This window comes from Mycobacterium sp. (assembly GCF_965277065.1).
Lineage (GTDB): Bacteria > Actinomycetota > Actinomycetes > Mycobacteriales > Mycobacteriaceae > Mycobacterium.
Genome location: NZ_CBDIBT010000018.1, coordinates 98900 through 120007, shown reverse-complemented (window position 1 = coordinate 120007; position 21108 = coordinate 98900). Strand labels below are relative to the sequence as shown.

At 66.4% G+C, this 21108-nt stretch carries 23 protein-coding genes; 13 read left to right on the top strand and 10 right to left on the bottom strand.

The window, feature by feature from the left end; all coding sequences use genetic code 11:
- Nucleotides 1–36 precede the first annotated feature (36 nt).
- From ACQY5A_RS11980 to phoU, 4 genes are all read left to right on the top strand, one after another.
- Nucleotides 37–1056, top strand: a complete 1020-nt coding sequence (locus tag ACQY5A_RS11980; RefSeq protein ID WP_428340598.1) for an acyl-ACP desaturase — start codon at nucleotides 37–39, stop codon at nucleotides 1054–1056.
- A gap of 6 nt (nucleotides 1057–1062) precedes the next feature.
- Nucleotides 1063–2196 carry a tRNA dihydrouridine synthase DusB gene (gene dusB, locus ACQY5A_RS11975; RefSeq protein WP_428340597.1) on the top strand — a complete coding sequence of 378 codons (1134 nt, stop codon included), beginning with the start codon at nucleotides 1063–1065 and terminating at the stop codon, nucleotides 2194–2196.
- A gap of 233 nt (nucleotides 2197–2429) precedes the next feature.
- On the top strand, nucleotides 2430–4571 hold the full coding sequence (locus ACQY5A_RS11970; RefSeq protein ID WP_428340596.1) for an LCP family protein: 2142 nt from the start codon (nucleotides 2430–2432) through the stop codon (nucleotides 4569–4571).
- A 107-nt stretch (nucleotides 4572–4678) separates the two neighbouring features.
- Nucleotides 4679–5347 (top strand): phosphate signaling complex protein PhoU, encoded by a 669-nt coding sequence (gene phoU / locus ACQY5A_RS11965; protein WP_428340595.1) that lies wholly within the window; start codon nucleotides 4679–4681, stop codon nucleotides 5345–5347.
- Here phoU and pstB read toward each other — a convergent pair.
- From pstB to ACQY5A_RS11935, 6 genes are all read right to left on the bottom strand, one after another.
- Complete coding sequence (gene pstB / locus ACQY5A_RS11960; RefSeq protein ID WP_428340594.1) at nucleotides 5344–6120, bottom strand: phosphate ABC transporter ATP-binding protein PstB; 777 nt, start codon at nucleotides 6118–6120, stop codon at nucleotides 5344–5346. The two genes, phoU and pstB, sit on opposite strands and share 4 nt — an antisense overlap.
- A complete protein-coding gene (pstA, locus tag ACQY5A_RS11955) occupies nucleotides 6113–7045 on the bottom strand; it encodes a phosphate ABC transporter permease PstA (RefSeq protein ID WP_428340593.1) in 933 nt (310 codons plus the stop codon). The genes pstB and pstA overlap by 8 nt, the downstream gene beginning before the upstream one ends.
- Nucleotides 7042–8004 carry a phosphate ABC transporter permease subunit PstC gene (pstC, locus tag ACQY5A_RS11950; RefSeq protein WP_428341484.1) on the bottom strand — a complete coding sequence of 321 codons (963 nt, stop codon included), beginning with the start codon at nucleotides 8002–8004 and terminating at the stop codon, nucleotides 7042–7044. Before pstC ends, pstA begins: the two co-directional genes overlap by 4 nt.
- Nucleotides 8005–8118: 114 nt before the next feature.
- Nucleotides 8119–9213 carry a phosphate ABC transporter substrate-binding protein PstS gene (gene pstS / locus ACQY5A_RS11945; RefSeq protein WP_428341483.1) on the bottom strand — a complete coding sequence of 365 codons (1095 nt, stop codon included), beginning with the start codon at nucleotides 9211–9213 and terminating at the stop codon, nucleotides 8119–8121.
- A 100-nt stretch (nucleotides 9214–9313) separates the two neighbouring features.
- Nucleotides 9314–10216 (bottom strand): mycothiol synthase, encoded by a 903-nt coding sequence (gene mshD, locus ACQY5A_RS11940; RefSeq protein ID WP_428340592.1) that lies wholly within the window; start codon nucleotides 10214–10216, stop codon nucleotides 9314–9316.
- Nucleotides 10213–10977: a winged helix-turn-helix transcriptional regulator gene (locus ACQY5A_RS11935; protein ID WP_428340591.1), complete on the bottom strand. Its 765-nt coding sequence runs from the start codon at nucleotides 10975–10977 to the stop codon at nucleotides 10213–10215. Before ACQY5A_RS11935 ends, mshD begins: the two co-directional genes overlap by 4 nt.
- Before the next feature lie 260 nt (nucleotides 10978–11237).
- Here ACQY5A_RS11935 and lmeA point away from each other — a divergent pair, with 260 nt between their 5' ends.
- The 7 genes from lmeA to ACQY5A_RS11900 all read left to right on the top strand — a co-directional run bounded on the left by lmeA (nucleotide 11238) and on the right by ACQY5A_RS11900 (nucleotide 15121).
- A complete protein-coding gene (gene lmeA / locus ACQY5A_RS11930) occupies nucleotides 11238–12050 on the top strand; it encodes a mannan chain length control protein LmeA (protein WP_428340590.1) in 813 nt (270 codons plus the stop codon).
- Nucleotides 12047–12472, top strand: coding sequence for a thioredoxin family protein (locus ACQY5A_RS11925; RefSeq protein ID WP_428340589.1), 426 nt, complete (start codon nucleotides 12047–12049; stop codon nucleotides 12470–12472). Before lmeA ends, ACQY5A_RS11925 begins: the two co-directional genes overlap by 4 nt.
- On the top strand, nucleotides 12472–12591 hold the full coding sequence (locus ACQY5A_RS11920; protein WP_428340588.1) for an Ms5788A family Cys-rich leader peptide: 120 nt from the start codon (nucleotides 12472–12474) through the stop codon (nucleotides 12589–12591). Before ACQY5A_RS11925 ends, ACQY5A_RS11920 begins: the two co-directional genes overlap by 1 nt.
- A gap of 97 nt (nucleotides 12592–12688) precedes the next feature.
- On the top strand, nucleotides 12689–13150 hold the full coding sequence (locus tag ACQY5A_RS11915; protein ID WP_428340587.1) for a DUF4395 domain-containing protein: 462 nt from the start codon (nucleotides 12689–12691) through the stop codon (nucleotides 13148–13150).
- A 20-nt stretch (nucleotides 13151–13170) separates the two neighbouring features.
- Nucleotides 13171–14004: a sulfurtransferase gene (locus tag ACQY5A_RS11910; protein ID WP_428340586.1), complete on the top strand. Its 834-nt coding sequence runs from the start codon at nucleotides 13171–13173 to the stop codon at nucleotides 14002–14004.
- Between the two features lie 2 nt (nucleotides 14005–14006).
- Nucleotides 14007–14309, top strand: coding sequence for a DUF1416 domain-containing protein (locus ACQY5A_RS11905; protein ID WP_428340585.1), 303 nt, complete (start codon nucleotides 14007–14009; stop codon nucleotides 14307–14309).
- Between the two features lie 122 nt (nucleotides 14310–14431).
- The gene (locus ACQY5A_RS11900; RefSeq protein WP_428340584.1) at nucleotides 14432–15121 is read left to right on the top strand and encodes an FABP family protein; all 690 of its coding nucleotides are present in this window, start codon (nucleotides 14432–14434) and stop codon (nucleotides 15119–15121) included.
- Between the two features lie 266 nt (nucleotides 15122–15387).
- Here ACQY5A_RS11900 and ACQY5A_RS11895 read toward each other — a convergent pair whose 3' ends face one another.
- The gene (locus ACQY5A_RS11895; RefSeq protein WP_428340583.1) at nucleotides 15388–16269 is read right to left on the bottom strand and encodes an aminodeoxychorismate lyase; all 882 of its coding nucleotides are present in this window, start codon (nucleotides 16267–16269) and stop codon (nucleotides 15388–15390) included.
- Between the two features lie 149 nt (nucleotides 16270–16418).
- On the opposite strand from ACQY5A_RS11895, the gene ACQY5A_RS11890 reads away from it, so the two are divergent.
- Together ACQY5A_RS11890 and ACQY5A_RS11885 are read left to right on the top strand one after the other, a co-directional pair.
- On the top strand, nucleotides 16419–17498 hold the full coding sequence (locus tag ACQY5A_RS11890) for a YgfZ/GcvT domain-containing protein (RefSeq protein ID WP_428340582.1): 1080 nt from the start codon (nucleotides 16419–16421) through the stop codon (nucleotides 17496–17498).
- 136 nt (nucleotides 17499–17634) lie between these two features.
- The gene (locus ACQY5A_RS11885) at nucleotides 17635–17802 is read left to right on the top strand and encodes a DUF3073 domain-containing protein (protein ID WP_428340581.1); all 168 of its coding nucleotides are present in this window, start codon (nucleotides 17635–17637) and stop codon (nucleotides 17800–17802) included.
- Between the two features lie 36 nt (nucleotides 17803–17838).
- Here the strand turns inward: ACQY5A_RS11885 and purM are convergent, their stop codons facing one another.
- The 3 genes from purM to ACQY5A_RS11870 all read right to left on the bottom strand — a co-directional run bounded on the left by purM (nucleotide 17839) and on the right by ACQY5A_RS11870 (nucleotide 21108).
- A complete protein-coding gene (gene purM, locus ACQY5A_RS11880; RefSeq protein WP_428340580.1) occupies nucleotides 17839–18921 on the bottom strand; it encodes a phosphoribosylformylglycinamidine cyclo-ligase in 1083 nt (360 codons plus the stop codon).
- Nucleotides 18922–18978: 57 nt separating this feature from the next.
- On the bottom strand, nucleotides 18979–20538 hold the full coding sequence (gene purF, locus ACQY5A_RS11875) for an amidophosphoribosyltransferase (protein WP_428340579.1): 1560 nt from the start codon (nucleotides 20536–20538) through the stop codon (nucleotides 18979–18981).
- A gap of 165 nt (nucleotides 20539–20703) precedes the next feature.
- Nucleotides 20704–21108 carry a sterol carrier family protein gene (locus ACQY5A_RS11870; RefSeq protein WP_428340578.1) on the bottom strand — a complete coding sequence of 135 codons (405 nt, stop codon included), beginning with the start codon at nucleotides 21106–21108 and terminating at the stop codon, nucleotides 20704–20706.

The window sequence follows — 21108 nt, the reverse complement described above, 5'->3', positions numbered from 1 at the left end:
ACTGAGACCGACAGACACAGATAACTGGGAGGCGTTGTGCCGGATCTTCAAGGCCTGGACCTGTTGCGTGAACTCGAGCCGGTTGTCGAGAAGAACATGAACCGGCACCTGAGCATGCACAAGCCCTGGAATCCGCATGACTACATCCCGTGGTCGGACGGCAAAAACTATTACGCCCTCGGCGGCCAGGACTGGGAGCCCGGACAGTCCAAGCTTTCCGACGTTGCTCAGGTCGCCATGGTGCAGAACCTGATGACCGAGGACAACCTGCCGTCTTATCACCGCGAGATCGCGATGAACTTCGGCATGGACGGCGCCTGGGGCCAGTGGGTCAACCGCTGGACCGCCGAGGAGAACCGGCACGGAATCGCGCTGCGCGACTACCTGGTGGTGACCCGCGCCGTCGACCCCATCGAGCTGGAGAACCTGCGCTTGGAGGTGGTGAACCGGGGTTTCAGCCCGGGACAGAACCAACAGATTCGAGAAGACCTGTTCGCTGAGAGCCTTTTCGACTCGATCATCTATGTGACCTTCCAGGAGCTGGCCACCCGCATCTCACATCGCAACACCGGCAAAGCCTGCAACGAGACGATCGCCGACAAGCTGCTGGCCAAGATCTCCGCCGACGAGAACTTGCACATGATCTTCTACCGCGACGTCACCGAGGCCGGGTTCGAGATTGCGCCCAACCAGGCGATGAGGTCGCTGCACAAAGTGCTGCGCAACTTCCAGATGCCCGGCTACCAGGTGCCCGAGTTCCGGCGCAAAGCCGTGATGATCGCCGTCGGCGGTGTCTATGACCCGCGCATCCACCTCGACGAGGTCGTGATGCCGGTGCTGAAGAAATGGCGCATCTTCGAGCGCGACGACTTCACCGGCGAGGCTGCCGCGATGCAGGAAGACCTGGCGCTGCTGATCAAAGAGCTCGAAATGTCGTGCGACAAGTTCGAGATCTCCAAGCGGCGCCAACTCGAGCGCGAAGCCCGCACGGGCAAGAGGGTCACGGCATCCGAGCTGCATCGCACCGAAGGCACGCTGTCCCTGAGCCGGAGGTAACCGGCCTTGCGTATTGGTCCTTTTCCGCTGGCCAGCCCGGTGGTGCTGGCACCCATGGCGGGCGTGACCAACGTCGCCTTCCGCACGCTGTGCCGGGAACTCGAGCAGGAACGTGTCGGCACCGTCAGCGGACTTTACGTCTGCGAGATGGTCACCGCGCGCGCCCTCGTCGAGCGGCACCCCGTGACCATGCACATGACGACGTTCTCCGCCGAGGAGACGCCACGCTCGCTGCAGCTCTACACCGTTGACCCGGCCACCACCTACGCGGCGGTGAAGGTGATTGCCGACGATGGGCTCGCCGATCACGTCGACATGAACTTCGGCTGCCCGGTGCCCAAGGTCACCCGTCGCGGTGGCGGAGCGGCGCTGCCGTACAAGCGGCAGCTGTTCGGCCAGATCGTCAACGCCGCGGTGCGCGGCACCGAAGGCACCGACATCCCGGTGACCGTCAAGTACCGGATCGGCATCGACGACGAGCACCACACCCACCTCGAGGCGGGCAAGATCGCCGAATCCGAGGGCGCGGCGGCGGTCGCACTGCATGCTCGCACCGCAGCCCAGCGCTATTCGGGGACCGCCGACTGGGAGCAGATCGCCCTTCTCAAGCAACACGTCACGACGATCCCCGTGCTGGGTAACGGCGACATCTTCGAAGCCAACGACGCGCTGACCATGATGGCCATGACCGGCTGCGACGGCGTCGTCATCGGTCGCGGGTGCCTGGGCCGGCCGTGGCTGTTCGCCGAACTCTCCGCGGCGTTCACCGGTAGCCCGGCACCGACACCGCCCAACTTGGGCGAGGTAGCGAACATCATCCGACGGCACGGCACGCTGCTCAGCGAGCACTTCGGTGAAGACAAGGGCATGCGGGACATGCGCAAACACATCGCCTGGTACCTGCACGGCTTCCCGGCCGGATCGGACCTGCGGCGCGCACTGGCCCTGGTCAAAACCCTCGACGAGCTGGACCGCTTGCTGGACCAGCTCGACGGCGATACGCCGTTCCCGGTCGCGGCGAGCGGACCCCGCGGCCGGCAAGGATCGCCGTCGCGGGTGGCACTGCCCGAGGGCTGGCTGGCGGACCGTGATGACTGCACGGTTCCGTCCGGCGCCGACGTCATGCACTCCGGCGGCTGACATTCGGCTGCGTAACACCGTCGAGATCCGCCCGAGATCGCGTAAACGGTGCGGTCTCAGTACGATGTGGAACTTGTTGCAACATGCGCCGGGTGGCCGAGCAAAGTGCCACCTACGCAGTACGGCTGTGCAGGGACGACGCGACCGCAGCGGTCGCTCAGTTACATTGCGCTGCATCACCCGCGCCGAGCTGCGCACACGAGCAACATCTGAGATTCGGAGGCCCGTAGGACATGAGTGACGGCGATTCAGCCACTCACGGTTCCGAGGCCGATGACATCGGGCTCACCGGAACTCCGCCAGGATCGCGAGGCGCCGCGCCGTGGGAACGGTTCGCTACAACCGCGCGGACGGCCACCCTCGCGCACCGCTGGGTCGCCCCGTTGGCGACGCCGGATCCGGTCGAGCCCGTCCACCAGGAGAATCACGCCGACACCGGTAGCCACACCGAAGGCGGGCTGACCGTCGCGGATCTGATCGCCAAGGTCGGTGCCCCGGTCGCCGATCGGCCCCGTCACCACCGCGCGGCCCCCGACATCGACACCGTCGAGCCAGACAACGACTACGACGCCTACGCGCTGCTCAGCCCGGCGGACTACGCCGACGAGCTGCCGGACCTCGATGCCATCCGCCGCAGGTCGCTGCTCGGAGATGCCGACATCGAGCAGACCACGGTGCTGCCCACGACGCCGGTCCCGCCTAAGCCGCCAGTCCAGCGTCGGCCGGCTCTGCTGGTCGACGCCCCCACCCCCGCACCGGACGACGACGAGACCGACGAGGTCACGCCCCGGCGCACGCGCCGCAAGCACGGCGCGATGCTCGTCGTCGGCCGTCTGGTGGTTGCCACTGTCGCGGCGGCGGCGCTGGCCATGACCGGCGGGGCGTATCAGTGGAGCACATCGAAGAACCACCGACTCAACACCATCAGCGCGCTGGACCTCGGCTCGCGCGACATCGTCGACCCGACCGCGCAGTATGGCGACGAAGACTTCCTGATCGTCGGCATGGACTCCCGTGCCGGGGCCAACGGCAACATGGACGTCGGCACCACCGAGGACGCCGGCGGCGCCCGGTCGGACACCATCATGCTGGTCAACATCCCGGCCAACCGTAAACGCGTTGTCGCAGTGTCGTTTCCGCGCGACCTGGCCATCACGCCGATCCAATGTGAAGCGTGGAACCCCGACACCGGCGAGTACGGCCCGCTCTACGACGCGGACACCAAGAAGTGGGGCCCCAAAAACGTCTACACCGAGACGAAGCTGAACTCGACGTTCTCGTTCGGCGGGCCCAAATGTCTGGTGAAGGAAATCCAGAAGCTGTCCGGGTTGAGCATCAACCGCTTCATCGCCGTCGACTTCGCCGGCTTCGCGAAGATGGTCGACGCGCTCGGCGGTGTGGAGGTGTGCAGCACCACCCCGCTGAAGGACTACGAGCTGGGCACTGTGCTGGCGCATTCCGGTCGTCAACTGATCGACTCGAAAACCGCGCTGAACTACGTGCGGGCCCGCAACGTCACGACCGAGAACAACGGCGACTACGGCCGCATCAAGCGTCAGCAGCTGTTCCTGTCGTCGCTGCTGCGGTCGCTGATATCCAAGGAAACCTTCTTCTCGCTGAGCAAGCTGAACAGCGTCGTCAACATGTTCATCAGCAACAGCTACGTCGACAACATCAAGACCCGCGACCTCGTCCAGCTCGGCCAGTCGGTGCAGGGCATGAATGCCGGCCACGTCTCCTTCGTGACGGTGCCGACCGGCATCACCGACGAAAACGGCGACGAGCCGCCGCGCACCTCGGACATGCGGGCGCTGTTCGACTCGATCATCAACGACGATTCACTGCCCGGCGAGAACGACATGAACGCGACATCGAGCCCGCCGACCACGTCGGCGAACACCCAATCGTTGAAGGGGGCGCAGACCAGCCGGCCGGCCGACCCGCATCCCGAGCACCTGCAGGCCGTGGCCGCCGCACCCCAGGACGTCACCGTGCAGGTGTCCAACTCGACCTCCAAATCCGGACTGGCGACCACGGCCAGCAGCCAGCTGAAACGCCGCGGGTTCAGGGTCAAGTCGCCCGACGACTACCCGAACCCCCTCAAGACCACCAAGGTGCTGTTCTCGCCCGGCAACGAGGAAGCCGCCGCCACGGTTGCGGCCGCGTTCGCGAACTCCAAACTCGAGCGGATCACCGGGACCGGGCACGTGGTGCAGGTGGTGCTCGGCTCGGACTTCAGTACCGTCGGCGCTCCCCCGCCCGCGGGTTCACCGGTCAGCCTGCAGGTCGAGCGCAATACGACGACCAGCTCGACAACCACCAAACTGCCGGAAGACCTGACCGTCACCAACGCCGCCGACACCCACTGCGAGTAGCGCAACCGTCGGGGATTCGCAGGTCGACCCGGCATTCACCGCAAGTTCACGCTGCACTTCGTGCTGGTTCACGCCGTACCGAAGATCCGGAAAGTACGCTGGCAGTCATGCGCACCGCCTACCACGAGCAGCTCTCTGAGCTCTCTGAGCAGCTCGGCGCGATGTGCGGGCTGGCCGGTGCCGCGATGGAGCGGGCCACGCAGGCGTTGTTGCAGGCCGACCTGGTCCTGGCCGAGCAGGTGATGTCCGATCACGAGAAGATCGCCGACCTGAGCGCGCAAGCGGAGGAGAGCGCCTTCGTACTGCTCGCCTTGCAGGCGCCCGTCGCGGGGGACCTGCGCTCAATCGTCAGCGCCATCCAGATGGTCGCCGACATCGACCGGATGGGCGCGCTCGCCCTGCACGTGGCCAAGATCGCCCGCCGGCGTCATCCTCAGCACACACTGCCCGAGGAAGTCAACGGCTACTTCGCCGAAATGGGCAGGCTCGCAGTCGACTTGGGCAACAGCGCACAGGAAGTGCTGCGGTCGCGAGACCCGGAGAAGGCCGCCCGCATCCGCGAAGAAGACGATGCGATGGACGACCTGCACCGCCACCTGTTCACCGTATTGATGGACCGGGAGTGGAAGCACGGCGTGGCCGCGGCGGTCGACGTGACGTTGCTCGGCCGCTTCTATGAGCGGTTCGCCGATCACGCCGTCGAGGTGGCGCGTCGGGTCATCTTCCAGGCGACCGGCCGCTTCCCCGAAGACGAGACCGTCGCTCAGTCCAGCTAGCCGAAGCGTCCCGAGATATAGTCCTCGGTGGCCTTCTGCGTCGGGTTGGAGAAGATCTTCTCGGTGTCGTCGATCTCGATCAACCGGCCCGGCTTACCGACGGCTTCGAGGTTGAAGAACGCGGTGTGATCGCTGACCCGCGCCGCCTGCTGCATGTTGTGGGTGACGATGACGATGGTGTACTCCTGCTTCAACTCGGCGATGAGATCCTCGATCGCCATCGTCGAGATCGGGTCCAGCGACGAGCACGGCTCGTCCATCAGCAGCACGTCGGGTTGCACGGCGATCGCCCGCGCGATGCACAGCCGCTGCTGCTGACCGCCGGACAGCCCGCCGCCCGGCCGATCCAATCGATCCTTGACCTCGTCCCACAGGTTGGCGCCACGCAGCGCATATTCGGCGGTGTCGTCGAGCAGCTTGCGGTTGCGCACGCCCTGCAATTTCAGGCCGGCCACCACGTTGTCGCGAATTGACATGGTAGGGAACGGGTTTGGGCGCTGGAACACCATGCCGATCGCACGCCGAACGCCCACCGGGTCGATACCCGATCCGTAGATGTTGTCGTCGTCGAGGAGCACGGTGCCGTCCATGCGAGCACCGGGCGTCACCTCGTGCATCCGGTTGAGGGTCCGCAGCACCGTGGTCTTACCGCAACCCGACGGTCCGATGAACGCCGTCACGCTGCGAGGCAGAACCGACAGCGACACATCGGCGACGGCCTGGAACGCGCCGTAGAAGATGTTGACTTCCTTGAGGTCCAACCGCTTAGCCACCGGAGCTCCTGCCTAACCTTTCGGGTGCAAAGAAATGCGAGACGACCCTGGCCACCAGATTAATGAGGGCGATCACCAGAATCAGCGTCAGGGCGGCACCCCACAGCCGATCCGTAGGAATCGGACTGGTGCCGGCCCCGGCCGAGGTCTGGTCGTACATCATGCCGGGCAACGAGCCCATGAAACCGCCGAAGATGTCGAAGTTCATCGCCTGCGAGTAGCCCACCAGGATGAGCAGCGGCGCGGTCTCACCCATAATCCGGGCCAGCGCGAGCAGGATGCCGGTGATGATGCCGGACATCCCGGCCGGCAAGACGATCTTGGTGATCGTCCTCCAGGTCGGCACACCCAGCGCGTAGCTGGCCTCACGCAGTTCCACCGGGACGATCTGCAGCATCTCCTCGGTGGTCCGCACGATCACCGGGATCATCAGCAGAACGAGCGCCAGCGATACCGCGAAGCCGGATCTCGGGAAACCGAGCGTGGCGATGCACAGCGCATAGACGAACAGCGCCGCGACGATCGACGGCACTCCGGTCAAGATGTCCACCATGAACGAGGTGACCTTGCTCAGCGTGCCGGCGCCCCCGTACTCGACCAGATAGATGGCGACGAAAACACCGACCGGTATGGAGATGGCAGCGCACACCAGTCCCTGTAAGACCGTGCCGACAATGGCGTGGTATGCACCGCCACCCGACAGAAAAGATGTCATATCGGCTTGCGAATGTGTCCACCACACAGTGGATTTCACCGCGCCGAACCCTTTGGCCACCACCGAGTACAACACCCAGATCAACGGCACCAACGCCACGCCGACCGACAAGGTCACCAGCACGGTGGCGACGGCGTCGGACACGCGGCGGCCCAGGCTCACGCCGGTGAACGTTCGCGCCTTGAGAGGGCGGTCCAGTATCGTCGTCATCGAGTCCTGGCCTTGCCTGAAACAGCCTGGCGGGCAATGGCGTTCACCAGAAGCGTGAGCAGGAACAGCATCAGGCCCGCAGCGATGTACGCGCCAGCCTTGTACTGGTTGTTGAATTCGTATGCGGTTGCCGCGACCTTGGTGGCAAAGGTGTAGCCACCGTCGAACAGCGACCAACCGAACGCTGCCTGCGTGCCGCGCAGGATGACCAGCAATGCGACGGTCTCGCCGAGCGCGCGGCCCAGGCCGAGCATCGCGCCGCTGATGTATCCCGACCGCCCGAACGGCAGCACCGCGGTCTTGACCACCTCCCAGCGCGTCGCGCCGAGTGCCAACGCGGCCTCGATGTGGCCCTGCGGCGTCTTCATGAAGACCTCGCGGGTGACCGCGGTGATGATCGGCAGGATCATCACCGCCAGCACAATCCCGGCGATGAAGATGGTCCCGCCGCCGGATACCGATGCGTTGCCGGTCGCGAACAGGAACATCCCACCCAGATGCTCGTTGAGCCACGTCGCCGCCGGTCGCATCCGCGGGGCGAGCACATAGAGACCCCAGACCCCGTAGATGATCGACGGGACCGCCGCGAGCAGGTCGATCACGTAGGCCAGCGGCCCGGTCACCCGCCGCGGCGAGTACTGCGCCAGGAAGATGGCGATGCCCAATGCCACCGGCATCGCCAGTGCCAGGGCGAACAGCGCTACCATCACCGTCACCTGAACCAGGTCGAAAATCCCGAACCGCATCGCCTCGGTGTTCGTGGTGTCCCAGTTGCCGCCGTAGGTGAAGAAGTTGACCTGATCGCGGGCCAGCGCCGGGATCGCCCGCATCAGCAGGAACAGCCCGATCGACGCGATCAAGACGATGATCAGCGCGCCGGAGCCCTCGGACAGGCCGCGAAAAAGCCGGTCGCCGCGGCTGGGTTTGACGACGCCCCAGCTCAGCGGGGGGCCGGTCAGCGCCCGCGACGACGCGACAGCGGCGACCCCACCCGAGCCGGTATCGGCTGGATTCGGCGTCGTCACTGTCTCCCCATCAGTTGGCTGCTCTGGGCAAAAGGGTAGTTCGTTCGGTCACTGGATCGCGTGGATCGCCGCGAGCAAGCGTCTCTTGAATGTGTCCGGCAGGGGGACGTAGCCGGCGGTCGACAGACCGCTTTGTGCGTTGTCGGCGGCCACCGTCAACAGGGATTTGACCGCGGCGCTGGTGGCAGGGTCGTAGCCCTTGGAGCAGACGATCTCGTAGGTCGCCTGCACCAGTGGGTAGGCGCCCGTGATGCGGGGGCGAAACATCGACTTCAGGTCGAGTTCCATGTTGTTGCCGGCACCGACGAAGGTGGCACCGTCAATGGCCTCGCGGGCCGCGTCGTCGGTGAGTGTGACCACGTGGCCGCCGACGCTTATCTGCGCGTAGGGCACGCCGCTTTGATCGGCGTAACCCTTTTCGACGTAGCCGATCGTGCCGGACGCCGAGTGCACCGCCTGGATGATGCCGGCGGACTTCTGCGCGCCCTCGCCGACACCGCCCTGAAACTCACTTCCGGCCCCGCGCGTCCAGCTGTCCGGGGCGGCCGCGGCCAAATACTTCTGAAAATTGTCGGTGGTGCCTGACGAGTCCGACCGATAGATCGGCGAGATCCTGCTATTGGGCAGCGACACACCGGGATTCAGTGTGACGATGGCCGGGTCGTTCCAGGACGTGATCGCACCACTGAAGATCTTGGCCAGCACGTCGGCGTTGACGACGAGATGCTTGACGCCGTCGAGGTTGAAGGCGATCGCGATGGGCCCAAAGACAATCGGCAGATGCCAGGCCGGGTTGCCGTTGCAACGATCGGCGGCCGCGTCGATTTGATCGCCGCTCAGCGGCGAATCCGAACCGGCGAAATCGACGTGCCTGGCGATGAACTGCTCCCGTCCGGCGCCCGAGCCGGTTGGGTTGTACGCCAACTGTTTACCGGGGCACAGCTGAGACCAGTCCATGTTGAACAACGCGATCGCGTTCAGCTGCGCGGTGGATCCCTCGGCGGTCAGGTCGGGCTTGCCGTCACAATTCACCGGACCCGTCGGCGCCGTCATACCGTGCAGGTTGCTGTCGCTACCGCAGCCGGTGCACATCGCGCCCGCGATCACGGCCACCACCAGGGCTGCGCGCGCCGCCTGCAACATCACCGATCTCGCTTTCTCGAGGCCGCGGGGCCGGCCACGGCGAAACTATGCGTTGGGCACAGACGCTGTCCGCCGGAATGGTGAACGCGGGGTGAACACGTCAGGTGCGTGCATACGCGGTGTCCACGCTGTACTGGGTAAATCCCAACCGCCGATAGGTCCGCAGCGCTGCGGTGTTATCCGACTCCACGTACAGCATCACCGTCGGTTTCGCGGCCTCGCGCAGCCTGTGCGCCAAGTGCGCGATGCCCACCGCGGTCAGCAGACCGCCCAGGCCGCCGCTTTGCGCGGCGGGGTCGACGCCGACCACATAGACCTCGCCCAGGCCCGGTTTGTCGGAGTGCACTTTCGTCCAATGGAAACCGAGCAGGGCGTCGGTCTGTTCACTGAAAGCCAGGAACAGGCCCTTGGGATCGAACCAGGATTCGGCGCGTCGCTCGGCGATGTCGGCATCGGTCCAGCCGCCCTGCTCCGGGTGCGTCACGAACGCGGCATTGTTGACCCGCAACAACTCTGCGTCGTCGGCCGCGCCGGCGTAGGTGCGGATGCGCACGCCGTCGGGCACTTCGGGCTCGGCGATGTCGTGGAGGTCACGGCGCATCTGGACCAGCTCGCGAACCGGCGACAAGCCCAGCGCCGACGCGGTCGAGCGCGCCGGATCCAGTGTCCCGTGCGCCCAAAAATGGTTCATCCCATCGGTTTCGGATAACGCGGCGCGGATCATCGCTGCGCCGATGCCGCCGCGGCGGGCATCCGGATGCACGACCAGCTCTGCCATCGCGGACCCATCCTGCGGTTCGGCGGACAGATTCAGATAGCCGAGGACCTGCTCGCCGCTTGCGTCGGTAGTCAACAGATGTTCGGTGCGGTCGTGGGCCAACTCCCGCAAGACCTGTTCACCGACGGGTGTCACCGCGTCGAATTCGCTTGCTGCAGCGATGAGTTCACGGACATGTTGCTGTTCGTCGGCGGTCAGTGCCGCCCGCCATTGCGGCGCTGTCACTGGCTGTGGAGCGGATCGGCGAGCGGTTCTTGGCGAGTGTCTGCGTCGGGATCCTCGTCGTCGGCGACGGTGTCGCTGCTCGGCGGCCGGCCCCGAGTGGGCCGCACCGCTTTGTAGCCCACGTTGCGCACGGTGCCGATCAGCGCTTCGTATTCCGGGCCGAGCTTGGCGCGCAGCCGACGCACGTGGACGTCGACCGTTCGAGTGCCACCGAAGAAGTCGTAACCCCATACCTCGTGCAGCAACTGGGCCCGGGTGAACACCCGGCCGGCATGCTGTGCCAAGTACTTCAGCAACTCGAACTCCTTGTAGGTGAGGTCGAGCGGACGGCCCCGCAGGCGGGCGGTGTAGGTGCCCTCGTCGATCACGAGTTCGCCGAGGCTGATCTTGCCGACGCCCTCCTGGTCCTGCAGGTTGCCTCGCCGACCGATAAGCAACCGCAACCGGGCGTCGATCTCGGCCGGCCCGGTGGCGGGCAGCAAGATCTCGTCCAAACCCCAGTCGGCGTTGACTGCCACCAGCCCACCCTCGTTGACCACGACCACAACCGGGATCGACCGACCGGTGGAACCCAGCAGGCGGCACAGGCCGCGTGCGGCGGGCAGGTCCAGTCGCGCGTCGACGATCAGGATGTCAGCGCTGCCTGCCTCCAGCAGCGACGAGACGTCCGGCGGCGCGGAGCGCAGGGTGTGAGCGAGCAGCGACAACGAAGGCAGAACCACATCCGGATTCGGCTCAGGGGTAAGCAGCAGCAGGTCCAAGCAAGCCCCTCCAGCTATTAGGGGAAAGGCGTCTCCCAAAATTCATGGTTGGGATACGAAGTTTAACGGCCCAGTCATTAAACGATAGCTTGCAGCCTGGTCTTTCGCGCGGCGACGATCCAGACCGGGACGGGTCTGAGGTGGGGGTCCCCCCAGCCGCGGAGCGGCGAGGGGGCGAGCCGCGCCATCGAGCACCGCGCGGCGACGATCCAGACCGGGACGGTCACAGTGCACACCCGAAACCGCGGGTAGGCCACAATATGCAGATGCGGAAAGCGCTGGTCGGAGTGGCAACTGTGTTGCTGGCCATCGTCGTGGTGCTGCTGGCGGCGGTCGGTGCCGACTTCGGGACCAGCATCTACGCCGAGTATCGGCTGGGCCGAGCGGTGCGCGACAAGGCCGGACTAGGCTTCGACCCGTTCGTCGCGATCATCGCGTTTCCGCTCATCCCCCAGGCGCTGCGGCACCGCTACGAAGACGTGGAGATCAAGGCCACCGCCGTCGACCGCCCGGTGATCGGGAAGGCGACACTCGAGGCCACCATGCACTCGGTCGGCCTGACCGACGCGTCGTGGCTGATCAGGCCGGATGCCAAGCTGCCAGTCGGCAAGCTGGAGAGCCGGATCATCATCGACTCGCGGCACCTCGGCCACTACCTGGGCATCCGCGACCTGATCGTCGAGGCGCCCGCCAAAGACACCAACAACGCCACCGGCGGCACCACCGAATCCGGCATCTCCGGCAGTCGCGACCTGGTCTTCAGCGGCACCCCGCGCGCGGCTCACTTCGAGAAGCGGGTCAGCGTCGCCGTCGACTTGTCGACGGCCGGCGACGACGAGACCACGCTGGTGTTCACCCCCACCAACGTCCTCACCGGACCGAACACCGCCAACCAGCCGGTTCCCGACGACAAGCGCGACGCGGTGCTGGCCGCATTCGCCGGGCGGCTGCCCGATCAGAAGCTTCCGTTCGGTGTGGCGCCAACGACCCAGGGCGCACGGGGATCGGACGTCATCATCGAGGGCATCACGTCGGGATTAACGATCACCCTCGACGGGTTCAACCGACCATGACTTCAGCAGTTGTCGCGGTCGTCGCGGCGCTGATGACGGCGGCAGTCATCGGCTGGTTGATGACCCGTCGGGCCGGCCATGTGCGGGCGATCGAACCGACCGCGTCGGACGCCGTCGACACCTCCGACCTCGGCCTGTCCCCGGACCGGCCGACCGTCCTGCATTTCAGCGCGTCGTGGTGCGGACCGTGCACGCAGGTCCGCCGCGTCGTCGATCAGGTCTGCACCAGCTTTGGGGACCTCGACCAGGTCGCGCACGTCGAGATCGATATGGACGCCAATCCGGAGGCGGCGCGCCGTCTTTCGGTGCTGTCGCTACCGACCACCTTCATCTTCGACACCGACGGCCGGCAGCGCTACCGCGCCGCAGGTGTGCCGAAAGCCGGTGACCTGCGGTCGGCGCTGGCACCGCTATTGGCCTGATGACATCGCCATTGGGTAAGCTGCATGACGTGTCCGCCCGCGCCGAGCTCGTGCTCACCAGTCGCCGCGCAGTTGATCTGTGTCGCGTCGCGGGCTGCTGCTGTTGTTGTAGCTGCTGAGTAGCCGCGCTTTTTCGCGCCGCGCTCGGAGCAGCCAGAATCCCCGTGGCGCGCGTCGCCATCAACGTCGTGCAGAGAGCAATTCAGGAGCAGCATCATGTCGAACCCCCAGACCCCCGATCAGGTCGACGTCCGGGGACCGCGCTTCGCGGCCTGGATCACTACCGCGGTGCTGGTCATCACCCTGCTCGTCTCCGGTGTCAGCCCACTGTCCGCCGCGATCATCCTCAGCGCGCAGTCCGTCGTCTTCGCGATCGGTGCGCTGGCAGGGCCGCGTCGCCACCCGTACGGCCTGATGTTCGCCAAGCTTGTCGCGCCGCGGCTGAGCCCGGTGCGCGAGCGCGAGCCTGTTGCGCCGCTGAAGTTCGCCCAGCTGGTCGGGTTGTTCTTCGCGGCGCCGGCGGCAATGGGATTTGCCACGGGCGCCTCACTTTTGGGCGTCGTGCTCACCGCGGCGGCTTTGGTCGCCGCGTTTCTCAACGCAGCTTTCGCTATCTGCCTGGGCTGCCAGCTCTACCCGCTCGTGGCACGCCTGAAGCCGGTTCACAGCACTTCCTAGCGATCGAAAGGATCCCCCATATGGCACGCTCCGACGTCCTGGTCTCCGCAGACTGGGCCCAGAGCAATCTCGATGCCGATCACGTCGTCTTCGTCGAGGTCGACGAGGACACCAGCGCCTACGACGACGGCCACATCGCCGGAGCGGTGAAGCTGGACTGGCGTACCGATTTGCAAGACCCGGTCCGGCGTGACTTCGTCGACGCTCAGCAGTTCTCCAAGCTGCTCAGCGAGCGCGGTATCGCCAACAGTGACACCGTCGTTCTCTACGGCGGCAACAACAACTGGTTCGCGGCTTACGCGTACTGGTACTTCAAACTCTACGGGCACGAGGACGTCAAGCTGCTCGACGGCGGCCGCAAAAAGTGGCAGCTCGATGGCCGCGCGTTTACGACCGACAAGGTGGATCGCGCCGCCACCAGCTACACCGCGAAGCCCGCGGACAACGCGATCCGGGCGTTCCGCGACGAGGTGTTGGCCGCGATCAACGAGAAGAACCTGGTCGACGTGCGCTCGCCCGACGAGTTCTCCGGCAAGATCCTGGCGCCGGCCCACCTGCCGCAAGAGCAGAGTCAGCGACCCGGACACGTCCCCCGCGCGATCAACGTGCCGTGGAGCAGGACGGCCAACGACGACGGCACCTTCAAGTCCGACGACGAGCTGGCCGCGATTTACGCCGACGCCGGACTCGACGGGTCGAAGGAGACGATTGCTTATTGTCGGATCGGGGAACGTTCGTCACACACCTGGTTCGTCTTGCAGGAGTTGCTGGGACACCAGAACGTCAAGAACTACGACGGCAGTTGGACCGAATACGGCTCCCTGGTTGGGGCCCCAATCGAGTTGGGAAGCTGATTATGTGCTCTGCGCCGAAGCAAGGACAGACTCTGCCGGCCAGCGTCGACCTGGAGAAGGAAACGGTCATCACCGGCCGCGTGGTCGATGGCTCCGGCGACGCCGTGGGCGGTTCGTTCGTGCGACTGCTGGACTCCTCGGGTGAGTTCACCGCCGAGGTTGTCGCGTCGGCCACCGGTGACTTCCGGTTCTTCGCGGCCCCCGGATCGTGGACGCTGCGTGCGTTGTCTGCCGCAGGCAACGGCGATGCGATCATCGAGCCGAAGGGCGCCGGCATCCACGAGGTCGACGTCAAGATCGCCTGAGCGCGCGAGCGAACTAGACTCGTCGCTGTGGTTTTGTTCTTCGAGATCTTGCTCATCGCGGCCGTCGTGCTCATCTCCTGGTTCGCGCTGTACACGCTGTATCGGCTGATCACCGACGAATCGTGACCGCCGGCGACGAAGCAGAAGAAGGTAGCGGACCCGGCGACGAGGCGGCCCGGGTCTCCGGCTCCGGCGATCGTGCGGTGGCGGCCGCGATCGAACGCGCGAAGGCGACGGCGATCCGCAACATTCCGGGCTTCGACGACCTTCCGGTCCCCGCGGACACGGCGAACCTGCGCGAGGGCGCCAACCTGAATGACGCGCTGCTGGCATTGCTTCCGCTGGTTGGGGTGTGGCGCGGCGAAGGCGAAGGCCGCGGACCCGACGGTGATTACCGGTTCGGGCAGCAGATCGTGGTCTCCCATGACGGTGGCGACTATCTGAACTGGGAGGCCCGGTCGTGGCGGATCGGCGAAAAAGGCGAGTACGAGGCGCCGGACCTGCGCGAAACCGGATACTGGCGTTTCGCCAACGAACCCGACGACCCGACCGAGTCGAATGCCATCGAGTTGCTGCTGGCCCATTCCGCCGGATACGTCGAGCTGTTCTACGGTCGCCCGCTCAACCAGTCATCATGGGAGCTGGCCACTGACGCGTTGGCCCGCAGCCGGTCCGGCGTGCTGGTCGGCGGAGCCAAGCGGCTCTACGGCATCGTCGAGGGTGGCGATCTGGCTTATGTCGAAGAGCGGGTGGACGCCGACGGCGGACTGATTCCGCATCTGTCGGCGCGGCTCGCGCGATTCGTCGGCTGACAACCCGACCGCTCAACGCAGCAGGCTCGCGGGCTAACCCGGAAAATGGGCAGCCCCCGAGCCGTGGTTCCAGGTTGGACAGACCGGAGGCTCGGGGGCTGGGTGACTGCGGGGAATTCGCCAGCGCAGTGATGCTGGTTCTTTCCAGCCGGGTGCTGCTAGCGGGCAGCCACCTCACAAGTCCAATAAGCTATCAATTTCTCAGACCACCTCCCTTCTTGTGTACTGGCGAAGGTACCCGCTGCGCGCCAGTCCGACAACTGATTTCAGCGGTCGCTGACGATGGCGGCATCGATCAGCTCGGCGAGTTCAGCTGTCAGCGGAGACCGCGGCAATGCCCGGCCGTCGAGAGTGTGCACGCGAGCAGCCAAGGTCATGCTGGACACCAACCAGATTCCTTGCGCGGTAATCAGATCAGCGACGCGCAGGGCGCGATAGTCGCAGTCGTAGCCCTTGGCGCGAGCGACACCGAACAAAGCCTGCTGCGTGGTGCCACGCAGGATCGGATACCAGGGCGGCGGGGTCAGCAGGCACACATTGCCGTCGTCGCCGTCGGCGGCGATCACGACGGTCGAGCGTGGACCTTCCAGGATGTAGCCGTCCGAGCTGACGAAAATGACGTCGCCGGCGCCGTGGCGTTCCGCGTGTCGCAGCGCGGCCATGTTGATGGCGTACGACAGCGTCTTGGCGCCGGCCAGCAGCCACGGCATCTTCTCGACACCGGCCGATGGCAACTCGCGGGGCAGCGTCACCGCCGTCAATCCCTCGCGGCGGACCGTGGCGATCCGGTCCGCGACCGGGTTGACCGTCACGTATGCCGTGGGAGCTGAACCGCTTTCCCGGCCGCGGCTGTACACCAGGCGCATCGCCGCTTCGTCATGCGTCTCGCTGGTCCACTGCCGCGCGGCCTGGTCGATCGCGCGTCGCCAGGCCGTCAGGTCCGGCAGGGGCAATTCGAGGAGTTTGGCCGAGTGGACGAGCCGACCGAGGTGGGCCTCGACCAGACACGCACCGCCGTCGCGGATCAGCAGCGTCTCGAAGACACCATCGCCGCGTACTGCGGCCAGGTCGTCGGCGTACAGCAGCGGGGTACCCGCCGGGTGGACGTCGCCGTCGAGCGTGACGATCACACCCGGGTGGCCAGTCATGGATTCAAACACTAGCGGCGATCGCAAGAGCGGCGAAGCCGGTCGCAGCGGGTCGGCGCCGGAAAGACCAGCCGATCGCAAGAGCGGCGAAGCCGGTCGCAGCGGGTCGGCGCCCCAGTTACCAGCGCCGAGGCCCGTAGAGTTGACGTGTGTCCGCAGTTCTTGCCCCCGAAACCGGCCCAGACGCCGGCGCCATTTGGCATCACGGCGACCCGCTGGGTGAGCAGCGCGCCGCCGAGATGGGTGCCGCTCTGGTGGATCGGTCGCATCGCGGTGTGCTCACGCTGACCGGCGCCGACCGCCAGACGTGGCTGCACAGCATCTCCACGCAGCACGTCAGCGAACTCCCGGACGGCGCGAGCACGCAGAACCTCAGCCTCGACGTCCAGGGCCGGGTCGAAGACCACTGGATGCAAACTGAGCTCGACGGTGTCAGCTATCTCGACACCGAGCCGTGGCGCAGCCAGCCGCTGCTGGCCTACCTGACAAAGATGGTGTTCTGGTCGCAGGTGACCCCGGCCGCGGCCGACCTGGCGGTGCTCTCGCTGCTCGGGCCGCAACTTGGTGACGTCGCGGTTCTCGACGCGCTGGGCTTGGACGCCTTGCCCACCGAGTCGGCCGTGGCGCCGATCGACGGCGGATTCGTCCGCCACATGCCTGAGGCCAACCCGGGCCAGATCGAGCTTGATGTTCTCATCGCCCGCGGTCGATCGGCGGATCTGCAGCGCCGATTGACCGACGCCGGTGTGCGCCCCGCCGGGGTGTGGGCTCACGAGGCCCACCGAGTCGCGGCGGTGCGGGCGCGGCTCGGCGTCGACACCGACGAGCGCACCATCCCGCACGAAGTGGGCTGGATCGGCGGCGCCGTTCACCTCGACAAGGGCTGCTATCGCGGCCAGGAAACTGTCGCGCGAGTGCACAACCTGGGCAAACCGCCGCGGATGCTGGCGTTGTTGCACCTGGACGGGTCGGTCGACCGGCCCACGACCGGCGACCCGGTGCTGGCCGGCGGCCGCGCGGTGGGCCGGTTGGGCACCGTCGTCGACCACGTCGATCTGGGCCCGATCGCCTTGGCGCTGCTCAAGCGCGCCATACCTGCCGACACCGCGCTGAGCACCGGCGGCGACGCCGACGTCGCGGCCATGATCGACGCCGGATCGCTACCGGCCGCAGACGGCCCGGGCGCCGGGCGGGTGGCGGTGGACCGGTTACGGGGAACCGTCCGGTGACGGTCGCTGACGGGTGCGGGGCGCAACAGCACACAGCCAGCGGGCACGGTAGACTCTCGGCAGGACAATAAACGACAAAAGATCGGAGCCGCCTACATGTTGGGCCGCTCCGTTATTGCGTGAGGGGGTTCCCCCAATGGGCCGTGGCCGGGCTAAGGCGAAGCAGACCAAGGTTGCTCGAGACCTTAAGTACAGCTCACCGCAGACCGATTTCGATCGGCTTCGGCAGGAGCTGTCCGGGTCGGTCGATCAAGACGCTGACCAATCGGAGGGCGACGACCCTTGGCTTGACGAGCACCGCTGACGTCTGCCACGGCTCGCCTCAACGGCGAGCCGAAATCTAGAACCTGGGGTGCTGCCCGACGAGCTTGGCTCGCGGACCGCTTTTTCCACCCTTGTTGATCGTGCCCAGGACCCAGCAGTTCAGGTGTCGGGCGGTCAGAATCGCCAGTGCCCGATCGGTGTCTTCCGGCGCCACGACGGCGGTCATGCCGACGCCCATGTTGAAGGTTTTCTCCATCTCGGCGCGCGAAACCCGGCCACGCTGGGCGATCATCGCGAACACCGGAGCCGGCGTCCAGGTTCCTCGGTCCACCTCGGCGAGCAGCCCGTTCGGGACCACCCGCTCCAGATTCCCGGCCAGGCCGCCACCGGTGATGTGGCAGAACGTCCGTACCTGTGTTTCGGCGGCCAGCGCGAGGCAGTCTTTGGCGTAGATGATCGTCGGCTCGAGCATCTCTTCGCCCAGCGTGCGGCCGAACTCTTCAACGTAGCCCTCCAGGTTGCCCCGATCGATCTCGAGCAGCACCTTGCGGGCCAGCGAGTATCCGTTGGAGTGCAGACCTGACGATCCCATCGCGATGAGCACGTCGCCGGGTTTGACCCGGTCGGGGCCGAGCAGGTTCTCCGCCTCGACGACGCCGACGCCGGTGGCAGAGATGTCGTAGTGGTCCGGCTCGATCAGCCCGGGATGCTCGGCGGTCTCGCCGCCCAGCAGCGCACAGCCCGCGCGCACGCAGCCTTCGGCGATACCGCCGACGATCGCGTTGAGGCGTTCCGGCACGATGCGGCCGAGCGCGATGTAGTCGAGCAGGAACAGCGGCTCCGCGCCGCAGACCACCAAATCGTCGACGACCATCGCCACCAGGTCCAGGCCGACGGTGTCGTGCTTGTCCATCGCCTGGGCGACGGCCAGCTTGGTGCCCACCCCGTCGCTGGACGCGGCCAGCAGCGGCTCCCGATAGTCGCCGCGCAGCGCGAAGAGTCCAGCGAAGCCGCCGAGCTTCCCGATCACCTCGGGTCTGGTGGCTTTGGAGGCCAGCGGCTTGAACAATTCGACGGCGCGGTCCCCGGCTTCGATATCGACTCCGGCCGATGCGTACGTTGCGCCCGGGGCAGCCGGGTCTTTTCCGCGGTCGGTCATCGCGCTAAAGGCTACCGGGAGATGCCCGGCGCGGGTATCTCCCCACTCGCTGGTGGGTTAGGGATGCCGTAGCACGGCGGCTTGTTCGGCCTCCGGCGATAACTCGTGGCCGATGTCCGACGGCCCGGCACCTCGTGCGGCGTTGGCAAGCATCTGCTCGATGACATTCTTGCCAAGCGCTGTCTCGCTGGGTAATTCGATCGGATACTTGCCGTCGAAGCACGCCGAGCAGAGCCGCGACGTGGGCTGCTCGGTGGCGGCGACCAGGCTGCGCAGCGAGATGTAGCCCAGCGTGTCCGCGTTGATGGCGTGTCGCACCGCTTCGAGCATCTCGTCTTCGTCTTCGACGGCGTTGGCGATCAGTTCGGCCGGCGACGGGAAGTCGATGCCGTAAAAGCACGGCCATTTCACCGGTGGGGACGCTATTCGCACGTGCACTTCGACAGCGCCCGCTTCGCGCAGCATCCGGACCAGCGCCCGCTGGGTGTTACCGCGCACGATCGAGTCGTCGACGACGATCAGCCGCTTGCCGCGGATCACTTCTCTGAGCGGATTCAACTTCAGTCGGATCCCCAGCTGCCGGATGGTCTGCGACGGCTGGATGAACGTGCGCCCGACGTAGGCGTTCTTCATCAGGCCCTGGCCGTAGGGAATGCCGGACTCCTGCGCGTAGCCGACCGCGGCGGGGGTGCCGGATTCCGGCACACCGATCACCAGGTCGGCGTCGATCGGGCTTTCGCGGGCCAGCCGGCGGCCGATATCCAGTCGGGCGCCGTGGACCGACCGGCCGGAGATCGTGCTGTCCGGCCGGGCCAGGTAGACGTATTCGAAGATGCAGCCCTTGGGTTCGGGGTTGGCGAACCGGGCAGACCGGACGCCGTCGGCGTCGATCGCCAACAGCTCGCCGGGTTCGATCTCGCGGACAAACGATGCGCCGACGATGTCCAGCGCGGCGGTTTCCGACGCGACCACCCAGCCGCGGTCCAGTCGTCCCAGGCACAGCGGCCGCACCCCGAACGGGTCGCGCGCGGCGTAGAGGGTGTTTTCGTCCATGAACGTCAGACAGAACGCGCCACGCACGGTGGGCAGCAGTTCGAGCGCGGCCTGTTCCAGGCTGGAGTCGGCCGCTCCGTGCGCCAGCAACGCGCCTAGCACGTCCGAGTCGGTGTTGGCCGCACCCGGCGCCCGGGGGTTGATCAGTCCGGCCGCACGGGCGCGGGAGACGAGTTCGGCACTGTTGACCAGATTGCCGTTGTGCCCCAACGCGACTCCGGTGCCGGCGGCGGTGTTACGAAAGACCGGCTGGGCGTTCTCCCAGGTCGGTTGGCCGCTGGTGGAGTACCGGCAGTGCCCGACGGCGACGTGACCTTCCATAGCGGCCAGCGTCTGCTCGTCGAAGACCTGACTGACCAGGCCGAGATCCTTGAAGACCAGCACCTGCGAACCGTCCGCGACGGCGATGCCGGCGGCTTCCTGTCCGCGGTGTTGCAACGCGTAGAGGCCGTAGTAGGTCATCTTGGCGACTTCTTCGCCGGGGGCCCAGACCCCGAAGACACCACATTCTTCGCCGGGCGGATTCTCTGCGTTTTCTGCGGGCATCGGCTCTTGGACGGTCACGGTGCGGCGGCTCCCCAGGGAACGGATGGTGACTCCGTGAAGTCTACGGAAACGTTGAGGGTGGCAGCGAATTGCGCCCGCGTGTTGCGCCACGACACACCCGCTTTTCGCAGCTCAACAGCCCCAAAAATAGTCAAATGTCGCATAAGCCACAGCAGCCACTCGTCACGTGTGATGGGGATCGCTCAATCGCACCACCGGCAGCCAGGCCGCAATCTCCGGCGCCCGCGAACCCGAGAAGCGGACGGCACCGGTGCTCGTCGCGTCGGGGACCTGTAGAAGACCGGTCGCCAGCAGCAGCCAGGTCCGGGGATCGGCCTCGACGACGTTGGGCGGGGTACCGCGGGTATGTCGTGGCCCGGCGACGCATTGCACCGCCACGAACGGCGGAATTCGGACCTCGACGCTGGCGCCGGGCGCTTGGGCGGCCAGGGTGCGCGCGGTGAGCCGGACCGCCGCCGCCAACTCGGCCCGGTTCGGCGGCGGGCAACCGTCGTCCCGCAGCCAGCCTTCGACGGCGCGGACGGCGTCGCGCGTTTGCGCCGGGTCAGCGTTCTGACGGGGTGCCAC

Excerpts from the sequence above, each read along its gene's own strand:
- ACQY5A_RS11970 (WP_428340596.1), top strand. The coding sequence starts at position 2,430 with ATGAGTGACGGCGATTCAGCCACTCACGGTTCCGAGGCCGATGACATC.
- phoU (WP_428340595.1), top strand. The coding sequence starts at position 4,679 with ATGCGCACCGCCTACCACGAGCAGCTCTCTGAGCTCTCTGAGCAGCTC.
- pstA (WP_428340593.1), bottom strand. The coding sequence starts at position 7,045 with ATGACGACGATACTGGACCGCCCTCTCAAGGCGCGAACGTTCACCGGC.
- pstS (WP_428341483.1), bottom strand. The coding sequence starts at position 9,213 with ATGTTGCAGGCGGCGCGCGCAGCCCTGGTGGTGGCCGTGATCGCGGGC.
- lmeA (WP_428340590.1), top strand. The coding sequence starts at position 11,238 with ATGCAGATGCGGAAAGCGCTGGTCGGAGTGGCAACTGTGTTGCTGGCC.
- ACQY5A_RS11925 (WP_428340589.1), top strand. The coding sequence starts at position 12,047 with ATGACTTCAGCAGTTGTCGCGGTCGTCGCGGCGCTGATGACGGCGGCA.
- ACQY5A_RS11920 (WP_428340588.1), top strand. The coding sequence starts at position 12,472 with ATGACATCGCCATTGGGTAAGCTGCATGACGTGTCCGCCCGCGCCGAG.
- ACQY5A_RS11915 (WP_428340587.1), top strand. The coding sequence starts at position 12,689 with ATGTCGAACCCCCAGACCCCCGATCAGGTCGACGTCCGGGGACCGCGC.
- ACQY5A_RS11910 (WP_428340586.1), top strand. The coding sequence starts at position 13,171 with ATGGCACGCTCCGACGTCCTGGTCTCCGCAGACTGGGCCCAGAGCAAT.
- ACQY5A_RS11905 (WP_428340585.1), top strand. The coding sequence starts at position 14,007 with ATGTGCTCTGCGCCGAAGCAAGGACAGACTCTGCCGGCCAGCGTCGAC.
- ACQY5A_RS11895 (WP_428340583.1), bottom strand. The coding sequence starts at position 16,269 with ATGACTGGCCACCCGGGTGTGATCGTCACGCTCGACGGCGACGTCCAC.
- ACQY5A_RS11885 (WP_428340581.1), top strand. The coding sequence starts at position 17,635 with ATGGGCCGTGGCCGGGCTAAGGCGAAGCAGACCAAGGTTGCTCGAGAC.
- purM (WP_428340580.1), bottom strand. The coding sequence starts at position 18,921 with ATGACCGACCGCGGAAAAGACCCGGCTGCCCCGGGCGCAACGTACGCA.